The 19,598-nt window shown below is 65.3% G+C and carries 17 protein-coding genes and 1 riboswitch; of the genes, 12 read left to right on the top strand and 5 right to left on the bottom strand.

Features of this window, described 5'->3' with window-relative positions:
- Positions 1-91: 91 nt before the first annotated feature.
- From JQ639_RS32235 to JQ639_RS32245, 3 genes are all read right to left on the bottom strand, one after another.
- Complete coding sequence (locus JQ639_RS32235) at positions 92-337, bottom strand: hypothetical protein (RefSeq protein ID WP_211964089.1); 246 nt, start codon at positions 335-337, stop codon at positions 92-94.
- A gap of 173 nt (positions 338-510) precedes the next feature.
- Positions 511-675: a hypothetical protein gene (locus JQ639_RS32240; protein ID WP_211964090.1), complete on the bottom strand. Its 165-nt coding sequence runs from the start codon at positions 673-675 to the stop codon at positions 511-513.
- Positions 676-929: 254 nt separating this feature from the next.
- The gene (locus JQ639_RS32245; protein ID WP_211964091.1) at positions 930-1,178 is read right to left on the bottom strand and encodes a DUF6894 family protein; all 249 of its coding nucleotides are present in this window, start codon (positions 1,176-1,178) and stop codon (positions 930-932) included.
- Between the two features lie 364 nt (positions 1,179-1,542).
- Positions 1,543-1,605, top strand: a riboswitch (Fluoride riboswitch).
- A gap of 28 nt (positions 1,606-1,633) precedes the next feature.
- Between JQ639_RS32245 and crcB the strand changes: the two genes are divergently transcribed.
- The 12 genes from crcB (at position 1,634) to recA (ending at position 14,904) form a co-directional block, all read left to right on the top strand.
- The gene (gene crcB / locus JQ639_RS32250) at positions 1,634-2,017 is read left to right on the top strand and encodes a fluoride efflux transporter CrcB (RefSeq protein ID WP_211964092.1); all 384 of its coding nucleotides are present in this window, start codon (positions 1,634-1,636) and stop codon (positions 2,015-2,017) included.
- 550 nt (positions 2,018-2,567) lie between these two features.
- A complete protein-coding gene (locus tag JQ639_RS32255) occupies positions 2,568-3,725 on the top strand; it encodes a transporter substrate-binding domain-containing protein (protein WP_211964094.1) in 1,158 nt (385 codons plus the stop codon).
- Positions 3,722-4,384 (top strand): ANTAR domain-containing response regulator, encoded by a 663-nt coding sequence (locus JQ639_RS32260; protein ID WP_211964096.1) that lies wholly within the window; start codon positions 3,722-3,724, stop codon positions 4,382-4,384. The genes JQ639_RS32255 and JQ639_RS32260 overlap by 4 nt, the downstream gene beginning before the upstream one ends.
- 11 nt (positions 4,385-4,395) lie before the next feature.
- Positions 4,396-5,634 carry an urea ABC transporter substrate-binding protein gene (locus JQ639_RS32265; RefSeq protein WP_211964098.1) on the top strand — a complete coding sequence of 413 codons (1,239 nt, stop codon included), beginning with the start codon at positions 4,396-4,398 and terminating at the stop codon, positions 5,632-5,634.
- A 107-nt stretch (positions 5,635-5,741) separates the two neighbouring features.
- Positions 5,742-6,614 (top strand): ABC transporter permease subunit, encoded by an 873-nt coding sequence (locus tag JQ639_RS32270; RefSeq protein ID WP_211964100.1) that lies wholly within the window; start codon positions 5,742-5,744, stop codon positions 6,612-6,614.
- Between the two features lie 2 nt (positions 6,615-6,616).
- A complete protein-coding gene (locus JQ639_RS32275) occupies positions 6,617-7,681 on the top strand; it encodes a branched-chain amino acid ABC transporter permease (RefSeq protein ID WP_211964102.1) in 1,065 nt (354 codons plus the stop codon).
- Positions 7,681-8,397, top strand: coding sequence for an ABC transporter ATP-binding protein (locus tag JQ639_RS32280; protein WP_211964104.1), 717 nt, complete (start codon positions 7,681-7,683; stop codon positions 8,395-8,397). Before JQ639_RS32275 ends, JQ639_RS32280 begins: the two co-directional genes overlap by 1 nt.
- A complete protein-coding gene (locus JQ639_RS32285; protein WP_211964105.1) occupies positions 8,390-9,103 on the top strand; it encodes an ABC transporter ATP-binding protein in 714 nt (237 codons plus the stop codon). The genes JQ639_RS32280 and JQ639_RS32285 overlap by 8 nt, the downstream gene beginning before the upstream one ends.
- Positions 9,104-9,167: 64 nt before the next feature.
- Positions 9,168-10,157, top strand: a complete 990-nt coding sequence (locus tag JQ639_RS32290) for an acetamidase/formamidase family protein (RefSeq protein ID WP_211964106.1) — start codon at positions 9,168-9,170, stop codon at positions 10,155-10,157.
- 14 nt (positions 10,158-10,171) lie between these two features.
- Positions 10,172-11,920, top strand: a complete 1,749-nt coding sequence (locus JQ639_RS32295) for a nitrilase-related carbon-nitrogen hydrolase (protein WP_211964115.1) — start codon at positions 10,172-10,174, stop codon at positions 11,918-11,920.
- A 289-nt stretch (positions 11,921-12,209) separates the two neighbouring features.
- Entirely contained in the window at positions 12,210-13,322 is a 1,113-nt protein-coding gene (locus tag JQ639_RS32300) for a P63C domain-containing protein (RefSeq protein ID WP_249122876.1), read from the top strand.
- 493 nt (positions 13,323-13,815) lie between these two features.
- Positions 13,816-14,904 carry a recombinase RecA gene (gene recA / locus JQ639_RS32305; protein WP_211964116.1) on the top strand — a complete coding sequence of 363 codons (1,089 nt, stop codon included), beginning with the start codon at positions 13,816-13,818 and terminating at the stop codon, positions 14,902-14,904.
- Between the two features lie 442 nt (positions 14,905-15,346).
- Here the strand turns inward: recA and JQ639_RS32310 are convergent, their stop codons facing one another.
- The gene (locus JQ639_RS32310) at positions 15,347-16,327 is read right to left on the bottom strand and encodes a restriction endonuclease (RefSeq protein ID WP_349644663.1); all 981 of its coding nucleotides are present in this window, start codon (positions 16,325-16,327) and stop codon (positions 15,347-15,349) included.
- Positions 16,328-16,646: 319 nt separating this feature from the next.
- On the bottom strand, positions 16,647-19,568 hold the full coding sequence (gene gcvP, locus JQ639_RS32315; RefSeq protein WP_211964117.1) for an aminomethyl-transferring glycine dehydrogenase: 2,922 nt from the start codon (positions 19,566-19,568) through the stop codon (positions 16,647-16,649).
- Positions 19,569-19,598: the final 30 nt, after the last annotated feature.

The following is a 19,598-nucleotide window of genomic DNA, read 5'->3' on the forward strand; positions in this document are numbered from 1 at the left end:
AAGGACTGGGGACGTGCTGAAGACCGGCGCCGCCGGGGCGCATCAAGCGACGTTGGGGCACGCGCGGTCAAATCGTCGCGCGGGCCGCAGTTCAGCGCAGCGCGTCGCGCGCCTTGCTGCCTGCGAGTCCGCCGCGCACCGCATGCAGACGCACCGTGTTTTCGGGCGTCGCTTCAACGGGCTGCTGGGGCATGGCGGCGAGCTGGTCTTTCGACGCCTGCAGGCTTGCCATGTCGAGGATGTGCGCGAGCAGGGTCAGGTTGGCCTTTTCCGCGAGCCGTTTCATCTCCAGGCACGCAGGCCCGATGTGGGCAGCCACCGCAAATGGGCTGTTCATGGATTCAGTCCTCCAGGCCCTCCGGTGCCGCCATCGGATTCCTGAACGCTGTGAGTCGCAATATGAAAAAGGTCGAAACCGGACATTTGGCCGCGGCGGCCGCGCACGATCCCGTTATGGAATAAATCGCGCCGGCTGGCGTTACCGCACGCGCGATCATCGTGGGCGATAAGCTACTGCAGCGATTCCTTGCTGCCGCCGAGATGCTCCGCGATCACGATCAGCGCCTCGCGCACCGCACGGTTCTCGACATTGCGGAATGCCTTCACGAGGCGCAGCGCTTCCTCGGTGCGAATGGCTTCCTCGTGATGAGCCTCGGTGTCGTCTTGCTCTGGCATCATCCTGGTGTCCCCAAACGCGCTGAACGAAGTCCGTGGCGGCCGGACGCTGTCAGGTACGACAGTGCCATCCGGCCTTCCCATGGTCCTTCCATGGCACAACAACCGCATATCGTGAAGTTGGAACACGAATCACCGTCTTCAGGTTCCGGGCCGTTCTAGAACATTGCTGGCGGTGCGACCTGCTCATGATGTGGGAGCAGGCGAATTTGTCGGACGATACGACCGGTGACGATGGGGGAGGTCGACGCGGATCAGCGAACGCCTCGCTGCAGCGGACGGCTGCCGATCGTCATGATGGGCAGCGGCCGCGGCAGTGGCACCGCGAACAGGCGGGCGCTGTCGTCGGCAACCTCGATGCAGCCGGCCCGCTCGCCGCCGGACGCGAGTTCGAGCGCGAGCCGCCGGGCATGACAGCGCGCGAGTTCGACGTCGCGCAGATCCTCGCCTTCCTCATCCCTGAAGAGGGTGCCGTCCTTGAAGTGGAAGTAGTAGCGAGGCATGAGCCACCTGCTGCTGCGCGGGGTGTTCGTTCAAGGATCTCATGAGGCCGATCCGGCCTCATTGATCTGGGTCAAGGAAACCGATCAAGGGAGGGTGGGGAATCTTCCACAAAGGATGAAGCGTCGTCGAGGGCGGCCACGACATCTGGACCAGGAAATGATCCAAAAAATGTCATTGCAAGGCGGTGCTCGCGGTTGTGCACCTCCGTTTGGCACGAAAGCGGTCATCATGATGAACGCACGGTTTCCGGCGGGGCATCATCGGCGGGCCGTTCGCATCCGGACGGTCGCGGGTCGCGGTGGGGGATGGCGGCGGCCGGCCACGGCGGCCTTGTGCTTCGCGGCGGAGTTGCTAGCCTGACGCTTTCCGGATGGGGATGGGGTTCCCCCGATAACCGCCATGGTGGCTGATGACTCCTGCCAATGCGCGTGAGCGCAGGAAGGAGTACGCGCCGATGGAACCTCAATTCATTCTCGCCGTGGCCGCCGGCGGCGCCATCGGATCGGTGGCGCGCTATGTCGTTGGCGTCATGTCGGGCCGGCTGCTCGGCATCGCGTCTCCCTGGGGCACGCTGTTCATCAATGTCACCGGCTCGTTCCTGATCGGCCTGTTCGTCGGCCTGTTCGCAACGAAGTGGGATCTGTCGCAGACCGCGCGCATCTTCCTCACCGTCGGTATCTGCGGCGGCTACACCACGTTCTCCACCTTCTCGCTCGATGCCTTCACGCTGATCGAGCGCGGGCAGAGCATGGCGTCGTTCGCCTACATGCTGGCGTCGGTGGCGCTGTCGGTCGGCGCGCTGGTCGCGGCGATTCATCTGGTGCGGGCATTGCCCTGACATGCGTATCCGGCGGCTCAGCGATTACGGCGCTCGCCGCGCCCGTCGCTGAGCGCGATCCATGCGTCGCGGATGGCGATGCGCAGGATGCCAGCAATTGCTGTATGTCGGGCATTTTGGCGTCTGCGCCGATGCTTGCGTAGCGGCGATGGCGAACAGCAGGGCGATGGGCCTCTCATCGTGGCATTCCCTGTCCGGCAATCCGTGACCTGATATCGCGCATGATCGTCGGCTCGATCGCGCGGATGCACGCCGACGATGCATCCGCGCGACGATGAACCCGTGTGGTGTCGCGCGCGCGACGTCTCATTGTGCGCTGCATCTTTTTTCGACGCATCGAAATGATTTGAGGCAACTTTCGCTCGATTTCGCGGCTTGACATCATGAATGATCTAAGCGAGCCTAAAGTTACAGCGTTGGGCAAAGCTGCCCAGTAACGCAGCAAGTTTTTCGATGATTTCCAACACCACGCGGTTTGCAGCGTGTTCGGTTGGTGGCAATAGCGCCCACGGTCTGACGGCCGGCGGGCGCTTTTATTTTGGAACGACGGATGGCGCGCAAGACGTTTCAGATCGGCGTGATGTTCTCGACGACGGGCTCTTACAGCGTCGTCGTGCGCTCGATGCTGAACGGCGCGCTGCTCGCCTTCCAGGAGATTGCGGCGACGGACGGCGACATCGCCATCGAGCCAGTGGTGGTCAACCCGGCCGGCGATCTGCAGCGCTATCGCGCGCTCAGTCTCGAGCTGCTCGGCAGCGGCATCCGCCAGGTGGTCGGCTGCTATACGTCGTCGAGCCGCAAGGAAGTCATTCCCTGCTTCGAGAAGTTCGACGGCGTGCTGTGGTACCCGTCACACTATGAGGGCTTCGAGAGCTCCGACAATGTCATCTACACCGGTGCGTCGCCGAACCAGCACGTGCTGCCACTGGTCGACTATCTCGCCGCGCGTCGCGGCAAGCGTGCGTTCTGCGTTGGCTCCAACTACATCTGGGCGTGGGAGAACAACCGCATCTTTCGCGAGGCGCTGACCGCACGCGGCGGCAGCGTCGTCGCCGAACGCTACCTGCCGGTCGGCGACACCGAGTTCGACCAGGTGGTCGCGGCCATCGTCGACCAGCGGCCCGACTTCGTGTTCAACAACCTGATCGGCACCAGCGCCTACGCCTTCTTCCGCGCGTTCCGCGCTGCTTGCCTCGCGCGTGGCATCGACCAGGCCAGCGACATTCCGGTGGCCAGCTGCACGCTGTCGGAGCCGGAGCTCGCCGAGATCGGACCGGAGGCGGTCGACGGCCATCTCAGTTCGAGCGTCTACTTCTCCTCGCTGTCCTCGCCGGCGAGCGCGGCCTTCGTCGCAGCCTATGCCAGGGCATTCCCGGACGGCCCTGTGGCGTCCGCCGATGCGGAATCGTCCTACAACGCGGTCAAGCTGCTTGCCGCGTCGCTGGCGCAGGCCGGCACCGACGAAGCGCGCGCCGTGCGTGCCGCGGTCGCCGGCCGCTCCATGCTGGCGCCGCAGGGCGACGTGCGGATCGATCCGCAGACCTATCATGCCTGGCTCACGCCGCGCATCGCGCGCTCGACGTCGAGCGGCACGTTCGAGGTGCTGCTCGAAGCGCGCGAGCCACTGGCGCCCGATCCCTATCTCGTCCAGACGTCGCCGCGTTTTGCGGTGGCGATGCGCGCTCCGATTCTCCGGGTGGTGTCATGACGTCTCGATTGCTGCAGAACTTCAAGGGCGGCCGCGCTGTCATCGTCAGCGGGCGCGGAACGGAGCCGACGCTGGAGAGCACGCTCGCCAAGCTCGGCGTCGTCAGCGAGTATCCGGCGATCGTCGACGGCCGCGCGCAGATCGACATGGCGAGCCTGCAGGCCGATCGCGACATCCTGTTCGTCGACGGCGATCTCGACGGCGTGGTGGCGATGGAGGTCGATCAGGCGTCGCGGCTGCCGCTGGTGCCGGTGATCGGCCTTGTCGGCGTCGAGGCGCCGAGCCGCCTCAAGGCGCTGGTCAATCTCGGCGCGACGTCGTTCCTGCGCAAGCCGGTGCATGGCGGCGCGGTCTATACATCGCTGTTCATGGGCATCAACCAGTTCCTGCTGCGCAACGACATGTATGGCCGCCTGCAGGATCTCGAGGCGCGCCGGCGCGGCCGCCGCGCCGTGGTCAGCGCCATCATCGCGGTGATGCGCGAGGCCGGCCTCGACGAGGATCAAGCCTATTCCCAGCTTCGCGGCGCCAGCATGCGCGCGCGGATCAGTCTGGAACAGTACTGCGAGGAGTTACTCCGCAGGCGGGCCGAACCGCCCGACAAGTCCTGCCGAACGAGCGGCGTCGAGCTGCGAGGCGGCGACAAGCAAGCGACCTAGGAGACGATCACATGACCAGCAATGTGTTGCGAGGGCTGCGTGCCGCAGCCCTCACGGGGACGCTTGTCCTCGCGTATGGCCACGCTTTCGCCGCCGATCCCATCAAGCTCGGTGTGCTGGAAGACCAGTCCGGCGACTTCGCCGTCGCCACCATCGGCAAGGTGCACGCCATTCAGCTCGCCGCCGAGGAGATCAACAAGGCCGGCGGCATCGCCGGCCGGCCGCTCGAACTCGTCGTCTACGACACCCAGTCCGACAACACGCGTTATCAGGAATTCATGCGGCGCGTGCTGCAGCGGGACAAGGTCGACGCCGTGTTCGCGGGCTTCTCGTCGGCGTCGCGCGAGGCGTATCGTCCGATCGTCGACCAGTTCAACGGCTTTGCGTTCTACAACAACCAGTACGAGGGCGGCGTCTGCGACGGCCACATGATCGTCACCGGCGCCGTGCCGGAGCAGCAGTTCTCGACGCTGCTGCCCTACATGATCCAGACCTACGGCAAGAAGGTCTACACGCTCGCCGCCGACTACAATTTCGGCCAGATCTCGGCGGAGTGGGTGCGCAACATCGTCAAGGAGAACGGCGGCGAGATGGTCGGCGAGGAGTTCATCCCGCTCGGCGTGTCGCAGTTCTCCCAGAGCATCCAGAACATCCAGAAGGCCAAGCCCGACTTCGTCGTAACGCTCCTCGTCGGTACCGCGCAGGCGTCCTACTACGAGCAGGCGGCCGCGGCCAACGTCAGCCTGCCGATGGCCTCGTCGATCAATGTCGGCCAGGCCTACGAGCACAAGCGCTTCAAGCCGCCGAGCCTGAAGGACATGCACGTCACCACCAACTATGTCGAGGAGATCGACACGCCCCAGAGCAAGGCGTTCGTCGCCAAGTTCAAGGCCAAGTTCCCGAACGAGCCCTATGTCAACCAGGAGGCCGAGAACTCCTATCTCGCGGTCTACCTCTACAAGCAGATGGTCGAGCGGGCGAAGTCGACCAAGCGCGAGGAGATCCGCAAGGTGATCGCCCAGGGCGACGTCTGCATGGACGCGCCGGAAGGCAAGGTGTGCATCGATCCCAAGAGCCAGCACATGTCGCACACCATCTACCTGGCCAAGGTCGCGGCCGATCACTCCATCACCTTCCCGAAGGTGTGGCAGGACATCAAGCCGTACTGGCTCGGTGACGCTGGCTGCGACCTGACCCGGAAGGACCCGATGGCGCAGTACACGCCCTCCAACCCGCCGCCCAAACCCTGACGCGGCGTCGGTGAGGCGTCGTCCCGGCGGCTGCTCCTGAGCGCCGGGACGACGACCGCCGGTCTTCCGACACGCCAGCGCGCCACCTTCCGCCAACCGGACGATCCATGGATATCGCAAGCCTCGTCTTCTCGCCGCTCTATCAATTCGGCGACGCGTTCGCCTTTCTCGTGCTGTCGGCCTGCGGGCTAGCCGTGATCTTCGGCATGATGGGCGTGATCAATCTCGCCCACGGCGAGTTCATCATGTGCGGCGCCTATGTCACCGTCTCCGCCGCCCATGCCGGCCTGCCGCTGCCGCTGGCGATCGCCGCCGGCACCATCGTCTCGGCGCTGGTCGGCGCGCTGGTCGAGCTCCTCGTCATCCGCCATCTCTACGACCGGCCGCTCGACACCATCGTTGCGACCTGGGGCCTCAGCCTGATCGCGACGCAGGGCACACTGATCGTGCTGGGCTCGTCCATGGCCGGCGTCGGCACGCCGTTCGGCAGCTTCCAGGTCGGCCACTACTCCTATTCGGTCTACCGCATCGTACTGTTCGTCGCCGCGGTCGCGGTGCTCGGAGGCCTCTATGCGCTGTTCAACTGGACGCGTTTCGGCGTCATCGCCCGCGCCACCATCCAGGTGCCGCACATGGCGGCGGCGCTCGGTGTCGACACCCGCCTGATCTACAGCCTGACATTCGCGTGCGGCGCAGGGCTCGCGGGCCTCGCCGGCGGCCTCTACGCGCCGACCATGACACTGGTGCCGACCATGGGGGCGACCTTCATCATGGAGGCGTTCGTCACCGTGGTGGTCGGCGGCGCCGACGTCTTCCTCGGCACCGCGCCGGCGGCCGCCGTGCTCGCGGTGGTGCGGGCGGCACTGACATCGTGGCAGGGCCAGCTGTTCGGCCAGATCGGCCTGCTGGTCGCCGTCATCCTGGTGATCCGCATCCTGCCCAAGGGCCTGTCGGGCTTCCTGCTGCGGGAGAGGACCTGACCATGGCCGGCCTCGTCCGTTTCCTGCGCCATCTCGAAGGCCCCCAGACCATGGGCAGAGGCCCGGCATTCTGGCTCGCCTTCGCGGTCGTGCTCGCCGCCGCCTGCGCCTATCCGCTGTTCAGCGACGGCTACACCGTCGGCAACACCGTGTACTTCTTCATCTGGGTATTCATTGCCCTCAGCCTGTGCGTGATCTGGGGCTATGGCGGCGCGCTCAGCTTCGGCCAGACCGCGTTCTTCGGCATCGCAGGCTACAGCTACGGCATCCTCACCATCAACTTCGGCTCGGCTTACGGCTTCACTTTCGTCGCGCTGGTGCTGGCGGTGATCATCGCCGCGGTGGTGGCGCTGCTGCTCGGCTATTTCATGTTCTTCGGCCGCATCGCCGGCGTCTTCCTCGGCATCGTCACCCTCGCGGTGACATTGATGCTGGAGCGCTTCATGGCGCAGACCGCGGGGCCGGAGTGGCGCGTCGGCGCGGCGCGGCTCAACGGCTTCAACGGCATGAGCGGCATGCCGCCGCTGACCATCCCCTGGCCGGGCGGCGACATCGTGCTGTTCGCCGATGTCGGTCTCTACTATGTCGTGCTCGGCATTCTGGTCGTGGTCTATCTCGGCCTGCGCATTCTTCTCAACTCGGCGTTCGGCAACGTCATCGTCGCCATCCGCGAGAATCCCGAGCGGGCCGAGATGCTGGGCTACGACGTGCGCAAGTATCAACTGCTGACCTTCGTGGTCGGCGCGGCGCTCGCCGGCCTCTCGGGCGTGCTCTACACCGCCTGGGGCCAGTACATCACGCCGTCCAGCATGGGCATGACCGCGGCGGCGCTGCCGCTGATCTGGGTCGCCGTCGGCGGCCGCTCGGACCTGACCTCCACCGTGATCGGAACGCTGCTGGTGCTCGCCGCGTTCCAGGCGCTGACCATCTATGGCAGCCAGTATGCGCTGGTGGTGATGGGCGTGCTGCTGGTGCTGACCGTGCTGCTGGCGCCGAACGGCCTCGTGCTGGCGCTGATGCAGGGGCTGGCGCGCCTCGGCCGCCGCCGCAAGACCGGAGAAGCCTGATGCCGCTGCTCGAACTGCGCGCTCTGAACAAGCATTTCGGCGGCCTGCATGTCACCAACTCGGTCGATCTCGCGCTCCAGTCCGGCGAGATCCACTGCCTGATCGGCCCCAACGGCGCCGGCAAGAGCACGCTGTTCCGCCTGATCCTCGGCGAGTATCAGCCGGGCAGCGGCGACATCTATTTCGCCGGCGACAATGTCACCGCGCTGAAGCCCTTCGCTCGCATCCATCGCGGGCTGTCGGTCAAATTCCAGGTGCCCGGCGTGTTCAAGGGCCTGTCGGTGCGCCAGAACCTCGAGACCGCGCTGCAGCGCCTGCATCGCGGCGCCGAGCTCGCCGACGAGATCGACCGCCTGCTGGTCTTCCTTGGCCTTGAGGCCGAGCAGGGGCAGGCCGCCGGCAATCTCAGCCACGGCCAGAAGCAGTGGCTGGAGATCGGCATGGCCATCAGCCTCAGGCCGCGGCTGCTGCTGCTCGACGAGCCGACCGCCGGCATGTCGCCGGAGGAGACCCATGCCACCGGCGAGATGGTGCGGCGGCTCAACGCCGACGGCATGACCGTGCTTGCCATCGAGCACGACATGGCCTTCGTGCGCCAGGTCGCACAGAAGGTCACCGTGCTGCATCTCGGCCAGGTGTTCGCGCAGGGCTCGATCGACGAGATCGTCGCCGACGAGCGCGTCGCCGCCATCTATCTGGGGCAGGCTCATGCGTAAGGACGTCATCCTCTCCACCGTGGGCCTGCGCGCAGGCTATGGCGGCAAGCCGGTGCTGCAAGGCCTCGACATCGAGGTCCGCGAAGGCGAGATCGTCGCGGTCATCGGTCGCAACGGCGTCGGCAAGTCGACGCTGATGAAAAGCCTGATCGGCCTCGTGCCGACCACCGGGGGCGCGATCGTCTATCGCGGCGAGCCGGTCGAGCAACTGCCGGCACACAAGCGTGCGCGGCTCGGCATCGGCTATGTGCCGCAGGGCCGCGACGTGTTTCCGCGCCTGACGGTGGCGGAGAACCTCGCGGTCGGCGCCGCGATCCGCGGCGGCATGACCGCGACCGACCGCCGCCGCCTCACGGAAGCCTTCCCGATCCTCGAGGAGCGCTGGAGCCAGCGCGCCGGCACCATGTCCGGCGGCCAGCAGCAGCAGCTCGCCATCGGCCGCGTGCTGGTCGCCGACCCCGCGCTGATTCTGCTCGACGAGCCGTCGGAGGGTATCCAGCCCAACATCGTGCAGGACATCGCCCGCAACATGGTGGCGCTCAACCAGCGCACCGGCGTCACCGTCGTGCTGGTCGAGCAGAACCTCGACATGATCCGCGCCATGGCGCAGCGCTGCTACGTCATGGACAAGGGTCGCATCGTCGCCGCGCTGGAGCGCGAGGCGCTCGACGACGCCGCCGAGATGCGCCGCCATCTCGCGGTCTGATCCTCCCCGGTCCGCACCGCAAGCCAACACCACCACCGCCCGACAACAAGCAAGGAGAGCATTCATGGCCTGGCACGACAACTCCATCATGGCGCGCAAGGGCATCGCCGGCGGCAAGGCCGGCAGCCGCCACATGATCACCGAGGCCGACCAGGGGACGTATCACTATGTCTACGGGCCGTTCGCCAAACCCGTGCTCACCGTCGATCCCGGCGCGGTGGTGTCGGCCGAGACCCACGACGCGTTCGAAGGCAAGATCCGGCACGAGACCGACAGCCCCTCGAAGATCCTGAACTTTCCCTACCTCAATCCGCAGAACGGCCCGATCTGGGTCAACGGCGCGGAGAAGGGCGACACGCTCGCGGTCTACATCGAGAGCATCGTGCCGCGCGGGCCGCAGCCGCGCGGCACGACGGTGGTGATGCCGGACTTCGGCGGTCTCGTCAGCACCAACCAGACCGCGCTGTTGCACGCGCCGCTGCCCGAACGGGTCAAGAAGCTGGAGATCGACGCCACGACCGGCACGAAGTGGAGCGACACCATCACGCTGCCCTACGAGCCGTTCATCGGCACCATCGGCACCTCGCCGGAGATCGAGGCGATCTCCTCGCTGCAGCCGGACTACTATGGCGGCAACATGGACCTGCCCGATGTCGGCGTCGGCGCGGTGATCTATCTGCCGGTCAACACCGCCGGCGCGCTGCTCTATCTCGGCGATTGCCATGCCGCGCAGGGCGACGGCGAACTCTGCGGCGTCGCCATCGAGCATCCCACCGTCACCACGGTGCAGATCGACCTCATCAAGGGCTGGACCATCGCCTGGCCGCGGCTGGAGACGGCGGACTTCATCATGACCATCGGCTCGGGCCGCCCGATGGAGGATGCCGCGCGCATCGCCTATCGCGATCTCTGCCGCTGGATGGCCGCCGACTACGGCTTCGACGAGATCGATGCCTACATGCTGCTGACCCAGGCCGGCCGCGTCCGGCTCGGCAACATGGTCGATCCCAAATACACCATCGGCGCGTCGATCAAGAAATCCTACCTGCGGTGAGCGAGGGCAGAGCGATGTCGGGAATTCACAAGGTCGCCACCGTGCAGTTCGAGCCGACGATGTTCGAGAAGGAGCGCAACATCGCGCGCCTGCTCGAACTCTGCGAGGAGGCGGCGAAGGCCGGCGCGCGGCTGATCGTGACGCCGGAGATGGGCACCACCGGCTACTGCTGGTTCGACCGCGACGAGGTCCGTCCCTTTGTCGAGACAGTGCCGGGGCCGACCACGGCGCGGTTCGTCGCCATCGCGCGGGCCTATGACTGCTACATCGTCCTCGGCCTGCCGGAGGTCGACGACGACGACATCTACTTCAACAGCGCGGTGCTGATCGGACCGCGGGGCGTGATCGGCACGCACCGCAAGAGCCATCCCTATATCGCCGAGCCGAAATGGGCAGCGCCCGGCGATGTCGGCCACCAGGTGTTCGACACGCCGATCGGGCGCATCGCGCTGCTGATCTGCATGGACATCCACTTCATCGAGACCGCGCGCCTCGCCGCGCTCGGCGGCGCCGACATCATCTGCCACATCTCCAACTGGCTGGCCGAGCGCGCGCCGGCGCCGTACTGGATCAGCCGCGCCTACGAGAACGGCTGCTATGTCATCGAGAGCAACCGCTGGGGGCTGGAGCGCACCGTGCAGTTCAGCGGCGGCAGCTGCGTGATCGCGCCCGACGGCACCATCGCCGCGGTGATCGACGGCGGCGACGGTTTCGCGCTCGCCGAGGTCGATCTCGGCCGGGCGCGCGCCCGCAAGGTCGCGGGCGAGGCGGTGTTCGCCCAGCGCCGGCCGGAGCTCTATGCCGAGCTGATGACCAATCCCCACAGCTGGAATCCACGCGACTTCTTCGGCCTCTACGGCCATCAGCCGTGGCCCGAGGGACGGCGCTCGCGCGTCAGCGTCGCGCAGTTCGCGCCGACCGCCGACATGGCCGCCAACCTCGCTGCGATCGCCACGCTCGCCGGGCGGGCGCGCGGCGACGATGCCGCGCTGGTGGTGTTTCCAGAACTGGCGCTGACCGGGTTCGCCGATCCCGCTGCCACTGCGCAGCCGCTCGCCGGCGAGGTCGCGGACAGCCTGGTCGCGCTCGCCGCGCGCCTTCAGATTCATCTCGTCGTCGGCCTAGCAGAGCGTGACGGCGGCGCGATCTACAACAGCGCCTGCCTCGTCGGGCCGGACGGGGTGACCGCGGTGCACCGCAAGCTCCACCTCACGGCGGCTGAGCAGGCCTGGGCGGTGGCCGGCGACACATGGACGGTCGCCGACACGCCGGTCGGGCGCGTCGGCCTTCTGATCGGCCACGACGCATCGTTTCCCGAAGCCGGGCGGGTGCTGGCGCTGCGCGGCTGCGATGTCATCGCCTGTCCGGCGGCCATCAAGCAGGGCTTCAGCGCCGCCCATGCCGGCACGGTGGTGGCGCAGCCTGCGCCGATCCCGACGGGGGCCGATCCCCATCACTGGCATCACTACCGGGTGCGCGCCGGCGAGAACAACGTCTTCTTCGCCTTCGCCAATGTCCGCGATCCGGCGAACGGCTATCCCGGCCTCAGCGGCGTGTTCGGGCCGGACACCTTCGAGTTTCCGCGCCGCGAAGCGATCGCTGCGGCGGGTGAGGGCCATGCAACAGCCGTGGTCGACACCACCAATCTCGCCTCGCCCTATCCCACCAACGTCGTCCGCCGCAAGGATCTGATGGTGATGCGCCTGCCGCACCACTACCGGCCGCTGGTGCAGATGCAGCAGGGGGAGACGGTGCAGGGGTAGGCATGCAGGGCAGGGCGTCTTCGCGGGCCGTGCCTGCGAAAGGCGCGGCCCGGCAGATGGTCGGTAGGTCGGACCGCGCGATTGGCCTGGGCGTTGGACGATCTTGGCTAAGGTCTGCCGAAGGGGATGCTCAGCGTAGTAGGCCGCTCCGCAGCGTTTTTGCGCACCCCGCCCGAAAGGCTGCCGAGCCCGTGCAGTGATGTCTGGCCAAGCAATATGCTTAGCATATGCCAAGCATATTGCTTGGCGTCTCTGTGTATGCTATATGCCAAGCATCAGGAGGATGGTCATGGAAGATGATCGATTTAGTGAGGCGGGGAAGAAGGGGGGCGATGCTCGCGCTGCGGCATTGACGGACGAGGAGCGTCGCGACATTGCGCGGAGAGCTGCGGCCGCAAGGTGGAGTAAGGATAAGGCGTCCCCCGAACCGGAAGAACTCCCCGAGCATGATACGGAAGAATTGCTCGAGCCGGTTCCTGCGATGCCGATTGCTAGGTGGCGAGGAAGCCTCAACATCGTGGGGCTGGAGGTGCCTTGCTACGTTCTCGATGATGGCCGGAAGATCATTGGCCGCACCTCTGCTACCGAACTTCTGACCGGCATTAAGGGGGGCGGAGCGCTCGAGAAGTACATAGCCGTGAGAGCGCTTGAGCCTTTTATAAACAAAGACTTAGTGCTCGAGAGATTTGTGCCGTTCAGGCTACTCGAAGTTGAAGGTCTCGAGCGGGCTGTAAAGGGATTGCCTGCCGATCTCATGATTGAGGTCTGCCAAGGCTTTGTGGCGGCGCTTCAATCGTCTCTGGACCCATCTCGAGACTCTAGCCAGCCAAAGTTAACTGACCGCCAAATGCAGATGGCAATGAAGGCAAGCATCTTTCTGTCTGCTTGCGCGAAGGTAGGCCTCGAGGCGCTGATTGATGAGGCCACCGGCTATCAGTACGAGCGCGCAGAGGACGCGCTCCAAGTAAAACTGCGGGCGTTCATAGCTGACGAATTGCGAGCGTGGGAAAAGACGTTCCCGGACGAACTGTGGGTTGAGTTTGGTCGGCTCACGGGTTGGCAGGGAAGTCTCAACAGTCGTCCAAAGTGGTGGGGCAAACTGGTTATAGAGTTGATCTATGACACGCTTGATCCTGCTGTTGCTGAGTATCTGAAGAACAATAAGCCTCCACCGGGGGTGCGTTGGCATCGCCAATTGACCGAAAATATCGGTGTGAGAGCATTGGTCTCTCGCTGCTATGAAGTGATCGGTATGGCGAAGGAATGCCATGACATGAGGGAGTTAAGGGACAAGGTTGCGCGCCATTATGGCAAACAGGTTGTGCAATTTTCTCTAGCGCTTCCTCTGCCTTCAAGCGTGGGTGAAGCACCAACTGTGAAGCCGCCTCGGCGTCGCGTCTGAAACGAACGAGGCCGCCAATTAGGCGGCCTTGATCGCCTGCGTCTTGCGCGTTTAGATCCAACCGGTGGCTACGACTATGCCCCAATTACCGTTCAGATTGCGGCGCCGCCAGCATGGCTTGGCCATTGAGTTGAGCGCAGCCAACGCGTCTTCATATTTTGAAAACTTGCGCTCTCGGCCTTTCGGGCCGACCCAGTAGCCGCCTGCTCGGCAACAGGAGATGCGATCAAAGGAGGTTCCATCGGCAGCAATCGGGATATGCATATTGTTGGTATTCCTTGCTAATGAGCGAAGGTGCTCAAAGGGCAATATAGCGGGGACTTGAAGGATGGCCGGCGGAGCCCCCAAGCGCTGTTTCGGCACCAAATTCGCAAAAGAACATATTGCGAACAAAGAACAGATAGGGTACATTCATTTCACAGTTGATGCCGACCCGATCCCCGCCGCCGTTGATTGTCCACCCGGCGAATCCCGTTCATAAGGAGCGCGACCGATGTCTCAGCCCGCTTTGCGTATCGTTGAAGGAACTTCCATGGACAAATCAAAGGCTTTGAGCGCGGCGCTGTCCCAGATCGAACGTCAGTTCGGCAAGGGATCGGTGATGAAGCTCGGCAAGAGCGACAAGTCGATGGACATCGAGACGATCTCCTCGGGATCGCTCGGCCTCGACATCGCGCTGGGCGTCGGCGGCCTGCCGAAGGGCCGCATCGTGGAAATCTACGGACCGGAATCGTCGGGCAAGACCACGCTGGCGCTGCACTGCGTCGCTGAGGCCCAGAAGAAGGGCGGCATCTGCGCCTTCATCGATGCCGAGCACGCGCTCGACCCGGTCTATGCCCGCAAGCTCGGCGTCAATGTCGATGAACTGCTGATCTCGCAGCCGGACCATGGCGAGCAGGCGCTGGAAATCGCCGACACGCTGGTGCGCTCCGGCGCGGTCGACGTGCTGATCATTGACTCGGTCGCCGCGCTGGTGCCGCGCGCCGAACTCGAGGGCGAGATGGGCGAAGCGCTGCCGGGCCTGCAGGCGCGGTTGATGAGCCAGGCGCTGCGCAAGCTGACGGCGTCCATCAACAAGTCCAACACGATGGTGATCTTCATCAACCAGATCCGCATGAAGATCGGTGTGATGTACGGCTCGCCCGAGACCACCACCGGCGGCAACGCCCTGAAGTTCTACGCCTCCGTCCGCCTCGACATCCGCCGCATCGGCGCGATCAAGGAGCGCGACGAAGTGGTCGGCAACACCACCCGCGTCAAGGTGGTGAAGAACAAGCTGGCACCGCCGTTCAAGCAGGTCGAGTTCGACATCATGTACGGCGAGGGCGTGTCCAAGATGGGCGAGATCCTCGATCTCGGCGTCAAGGCAGGCATTGTCGAGAAGTCGGGCGCCTGGTTCTCCTATGACAGCCAGCGCCTCGGCCAGGGCCGCGAGAACTCCAAGACATTCCTCAAGAACAACCCGGACATCACTGCCAAGATCGAGGCGTCGATCCGCCAGAACTCGGGCCTGATCGCCGAGCAGATCCTCGCCGGCACGCCGGAGCGCGACGCCGACGGCGAGGAGCCGGCGGAAGAGTAAGGGCTTTCGTTCGGGCGGCACGGGAGCCACGCGCTTCGCCCGACAGCCGCTTCGCGGGGCAACCGCGAGGGTGGAATCCGGCTGGCGGACAAACGCCACGCCCGTCACATGCGGGCGTGCGGCTCAGCACCGGGTCGTCAGGACCTTTGGAGCTTGAGTTGATCTGAAGACTTGAGTTTCGAACACACGGGCGCTGCGGACATTGAGTTGCCGATGTCTGCAGCGCCCGCTGTCGTTTGTCTGGATCGCTGTTGGTCCGGCGCGTCGTCGGCCGCTGCGTGAAGTGGGGCTTCGCCCGGATGACGCTGGCATTGAATCCGTCATCCTGAGGTGCGAGCGCAGCGAGCCTCGAAGGACGATGGCCCGAGCGTTGAGCTGAAGCCGCTTATTTCTTCAACTCTCGCTGCCATCGTCGAAGGCGATTCGCGCTGTCCCGTCCAGATTAGACTGACATCTCCCCAGTCGCCCTGCCGGAATCGAATGACGGTGGTTCTGTGTGCCAACGCACCAGATCATCCATCGCGATGAGCACAATCCTGTCGGTTAGAGCGGCTGAGTTGACGGCGTCTTCGGTGAAACTCGATGTCGTTATGATGAAGCCACGGTGCGCGTGTTGTTCTTCGGCAACGCCCTTGAACTGTTGGACGGTTGGGCGTCCAACCTTGTTCTCCGTCGCGTTCCGCTTGCATTGCGCGATCATCAATCCGTCGGGGTGAATGGCACAACCGTCCAGGCCGAAATCGTTTGATTTCGGTGTCACCCACGCTTGAAGTCCCGCTCTTTGAAAGAAGCTCATGCAGTGCCGTTCAAAATCAAACGGGTTCATGTCGAGCAAATGCTGCCGCAGCGCGATCTCCTCCACCGGCATTGCGAAACGAGTGGGATCGATTGGCTGCTCTTTCATCGCAGCCTTCATTTCGGCGCTGGCGCGGCGCAGTCGTTCATCCGAAATAATGACATCGATAATTTCGGCGATGTGAGTTTGAGCCTCTGGGCTTGTCACCACAGCTTCAATGATGGCGGTGATGCCTGCGGCCCCGAGAAAAATCAGAAGAAGCACCGGGACCCCGACAGCCCCGCCAAACGCGGCGATCCCGGCAGCTTGGCCACCAACCAGTGGTATTGCGGCAAGTGTGGCAGGCAGTGCGACCTTCATGGACCAGGGCAGGTTCGATTTGCGGTAGTTCGAGACGGCTTCCGCGACACTGTTCGCGACCGCGACGATCGCCGTGCGCGAGTTGATGAGCGCGTTCAGTTGCTTGAATTTGTCGATGGTGCGGATGTCCCTCGCGACAACATCGCGCGACTGGCTGAGCCAGCGTATCGCGACTACCCGATCTTCCGGCCGAGACGTGTGTTTGATGGCCGAAGCGAATAGGCCAATCAGCCACTTCTTGATGCCGTCAGTTACATTGTCGAACACGGCCCCTCCAAACAGATATGGCTGCGATGTGGGCGCTTGCCGTTTGCAGCTGATCTCTAAAACATCGGTATCGTGCGGCAATTCTTCCTTCGCGCTCGCCCTCGGGCTTGCGAAATTTCATATTGATCCAGAGGGCACGGCGACGTCTACATCGCAATCTGACGTGGCAGTTTGTCAGGCCGCTCAAAGCAGGTTGGCGCTCCCTAGCGGAATCGAACCCCGCTCAGGATACCGATGCCGCAAAATGGAAAGGCCGCGCTTTAAGCGCGGCCTTTGTCGTTTGCGAATGTTCGTGTACCGGCGATATGCGCTGCAGCCTTTACTCCGCCGCCTCGGCATAATCCGACATCGGCGGGCAGGAGCACACGAGGTTGCGGTCGCCGTAGACGTTGTCGACGCGGCCGACCGGGGACCAGTACTTGTCCTGGCGCGCCGAGCCCGCGGGGAAGCAGCCTTCGGTGCGGGTGTAGGACCTGTTCCAGTTGTCGTCGGCGATGTCGTGCACCGTGTGCGGGGCGTGGCGCAGCGGCGAGGCCTCGATCTTGAAGCGGCCGTTCTCGACCTCGGCGATCTCGTGGCGGATCGCGATCATGGCGTCGCAGAAGCGGTCGAGCTCGGCCTTGGATTCCGATTCCGTCGGCTCGATCATCAGCGTGCCCGGCACCGGGAAGCTCATGGTCGGGGCGTGGAAGCCGTAGTCGATCAGGCGCTTGGCGATGTCGTCGACAGTCACGCCGCTGGTCGCCTTGAGCGGGCGGGGATCGACGATGCACTCATGCGCGACGCGGCCGCGGATGTTGCGGTAGAGCACCGGGAAGTGCGGCTCCAGCCGCTTGGCGATGTAATTGGCGTTGAGCACCGCGACCTCGGTCGCGCGCCTCAAGCCGTCGCCGCCCATCATCAGCATGTAGATGTAGGAGATGACGAGGATCGAGGCCGAGCCCCACGGCGCCGCCGCCACCGGGCCGACCGGCGCGGTGCCGCCATCGATGGCGGGATGGCCGGGCAGGAACGGCTTGAGATGCGCCTTGACGCCGATCGGGCCCATGCCGGGGCCGCCGCCGCCATGGGGAATGCAGAACGTCTTGTGCAGGTTGAGATGGCTGACATCGGCGCCGTAGTCGCCGGGGCGGGCGAGGCCGACCTGGGCGTTCATGTTGGCGCCGTCGAGATAGACCTGGCCGCCATGAGCGTGGACGATGTCGCAGATCTCGCGGATATGCTCCTCGAACACGCCATGGGTCGAGGGATAGGTAATCATCACGGCCGCGAGCCTGTCGGCGTGCTGCTTCGCCTTGAGGGCGAGGTCCTCGACTTCGACGTCGCCGCGGGCGTCGCAGTTCACCACCACCACGTCCATGCCGACCATGCTGGCGGATGCCGGATTGGTGCCGTGGGCCGAGGAGGGAATCAGGCACACCGTGCGATGGGCGTCGCCGCGCGCGGCATGGTAGCCGCGGATGGCGAGGAGGCCGGCGTATTCGCCCTGCGCGCCGGAGTTCGGCTGCAGCGAGATCGCGTCATAGCCGGTGACGTCGATCAGCCAGCGCTCGAGCTGGTCGAACATCGCGTGATAGCCGGCGGCCTGCTCGCGCGGCGCGAACGGATGCAGCGCGCCGAACGCCGGCCAGGTCACCGGGATCATTTCGGTGGTGGCGTTGAGCTTCATGGTGCACGAGCCCAGCGGGATCATCGCGCGGTCGAGCGCAAGATCGCGGTCCGACAGCTTGCGCATGTAGCGCAGGAGTTCGGTCTCCGAGCGGTGGGCGTGGAACACCGGATGGGTGAGATAGGCGCTGGTGCGCTTGAGATCCGCCGGCAGCGCGTCGGCCGCGTCGGCCTCGACCTCGGCATAGCGCAGGGTGCCGCCGAAGCTGCGCCACACCCGCTCGATGATCTCGGGCGTCGTGGTCTCGTCGAGCGCAATGCTCACCGTGGTGTCGTCGAGCCGCAGGTTGATCTTTTCATGCGCGGCGTGGGAGATCACCTGCGCGCGCTCGCCGTTGACCTTGACCGTCACCGTGTCGAAGTAGTGCTGTGACAGCGGCGCGTAGCCCAGCTTCCTGAGGCCGGCGGCGAGCACGGCGGTGCGGCGGTGCACGGTGCGGGCGATGTGCGCGAGGCCCTCGGGGCCGTGATAGACCGCGTACATCGAGGCGATCACGGCCAGCAGCACCTGTGCGGTGCAGATGTTGGACGTCGCCTTCTCGCGGCGGATGTGCTGCTCGCGGGTCTGCAGCGCGAGGCGATAGGCCGGCGCGCCGCGGGAATCGATCGACAGGCCGACGATGCGGCCGGGCAGCGAGCGCTTGAGCGCATCGCGCACCGCCATGTAGGCGGCGTGCGGGCCGCCATAACCCATCGGCACGCCGAAGCGCTGGGTCGACCCCACCGCGACGTCGGCGCCGAGGTCGCCGGGCGAAGCCAGCAGCGTCAGCGCCAGCGGGTCGGCGGCAATGATGGCAAGCGCGCCCCTTGCCTTGAGGGCTGCGATCGCCGGGCGCAGGTCGCGCACCGCGCCATGCGTGCCCGGATATTGCAGCAGGCCGCCGAACACCTCGGCGCCGGCGAGATCGCGCAAGGGATCGCCGGTGATCACGGTCCAGCCCAGCGGCTCGGCGCGCTGGCGCAGCACGGCCAGCGTCTGCGGATGCACCTCATGGTCGACGAAGAAGGTGTTGCTGTTGCCTTGCGCCGAGCGGTGCGCCAGCGCCATGGCTTCCGCCGCTGCCGTGCCCTCGTCGAGCAGCGAGGCGTTGGCGACGTCGAGCCCGGTGAGGTCGCACACCATGGTCTGGAAGTTGAACAGCGCTTCCAGCCGGCCCTGGCTGATCTCGGGCTGATAGGGCGTGTAGGCCGTGTACCAGGCCGGGTTCTCCAGGATGTTGCGCTGGATCACCGCCGGCAGCAGCGTGCCGGAGTAGCCTTGGCCGATCAGCGAGGTGACGATGCTGTTGCGTTCGGCGATCGCGCTCATGTGGGCCAGCGCCTCGCTCTCGCTGAGCGCCGTGCCGAGATCGAGCGGCGCGGTCTGGCGGATCGATGCCGGCAGCGTCTCGTCCATCAGCGCGGTCAGGCTTTTGGCGCCCACCGTCTCCAGCATGGCGTCGATGTCGCGCGGCGCCGGGCCGATGTGACGGCGCACGAAGGTGGTCGCGGCCTCGTTCGGCGGCAGGTTCGATCCGGCGCGGCCCGTCGTCGGGGCGGCGGAGGAGGCGGATCCTTGGCGCGGCGTGGTCATGGCGGTCTCTCTGGCAATCTCTCGGGCTAT

It is taken from the genome of Bradyrhizobium sp. U87765 SZCCT0048 (assembly GCF_018131225.1).
Lineage (GTDB): Bacteria > Pseudomonadota > Alphaproteobacteria > Rhizobiales > Xanthobacteraceae > Bradyrhizobium_A.

Excerpts from the sequence above, each read along its gene's own strand:
- gcvP (WP_211964117.1), bottom strand. The coding sequence starts at position 19,568 with ATGACCACGCCGCGCCAAGGATCCGCCTCCTCCGCCGCCCCGACGACG.
- JQ639_RS32270 (WP_211964100.1), top strand. The coding sequence starts at position 5,742 with ATGGATATCGCAAGCCTCGTCTTCTCGCCGCTCTATCAATTCGGCGAC.
- JQ639_RS32255 (WP_211964094.1), top strand. The coding sequence starts at position 2,568 with ATGGCGCGCAAGACGTTTCAGATCGGCGTGATGTTCTCGACGACGGGC.
- JQ639_RS32290 (WP_211964106.1), top strand. The coding sequence starts at position 9,168 with ATGGCCTGGCACGACAACTCCATCATGGCGCGCAAGGGCATCGCCGGC.
- JQ639_RS32245 (WP_211964091.1), bottom strand. The coding sequence starts at position 1,178 with ATGCCTCGCTACTACTTCCACTTCAAGGACGGCACCCTCTTCAGGGAT.
- JQ639_RS32240 (WP_211964090.1), bottom strand. The coding sequence starts at position 675 with ATGCCAGAGCAAGACGACACCGAGGCTCATCACGAGGAAGCCATTCGC.
- JQ639_RS32285 (WP_211964105.1), top strand. The coding sequence starts at position 8,390 with ATGCGTAAGGACGTCATCCTCTCCACCGTGGGCCTGCGCGCAGGCTAT.
- JQ639_RS32280 (WP_211964104.1), top strand. The coding sequence starts at position 7,681 with ATGCCGCTGCTCGAACTGCGCGCTCTGAACAAGCATTTCGGCGGCCTG.
- JQ639_RS32260 (WP_211964096.1), top strand. The coding sequence starts at position 3,722 with ATGACGTCTCGATTGCTGCAGAACTTCAAGGGCGGCCGCGCTGTCATC.
- JQ639_RS32300 (WP_249122876.1), top strand. The coding sequence starts at position 12,210 with ATGGAAGATGATCGATTTAGTGAGGCGGGGAAGAAGGGGGGCGATGCT.
- recA (WP_211964116.1), top strand. The coding sequence starts at position 13,816 with ATGTCTCAGCCCGCTTTGCGTATCGTTGAAGGAACTTCCATGGACAAA.
- crcB (WP_211964092.1), top strand. The coding sequence starts at position 1,634 with ATGGAACCTCAATTCATTCTCGCCGTGGCCGCCGGCGGCGCCATCGGA.
- JQ639_RS32235 (WP_211964089.1), bottom strand. The coding sequence starts at position 337 with ATGAACAGCCCATTTGCGGTGGCTGCCCACATCGGGCCTGCGTGCCTG.
- JQ639_RS32265 (WP_211964098.1), top strand. The coding sequence starts at position 4,396 with ATGACCAGCAATGTGTTGCGAGGGCTGCGTGCCGCAGCCCTCACGGGG.
- JQ639_RS32275 (WP_211964102.1), top strand. The coding sequence starts at position 6,617 with ATGGCCGGCCTCGTCCGTTTCCTGCGCCATCTCGAAGGCCCCCAGACC.
- JQ639_RS32295 (WP_211964115.1), top strand. The coding sequence starts at position 10,172 with ATGTCGGGAATTCACAAGGTCGCCACCGTGCAGTTCGAGCCGACGATG.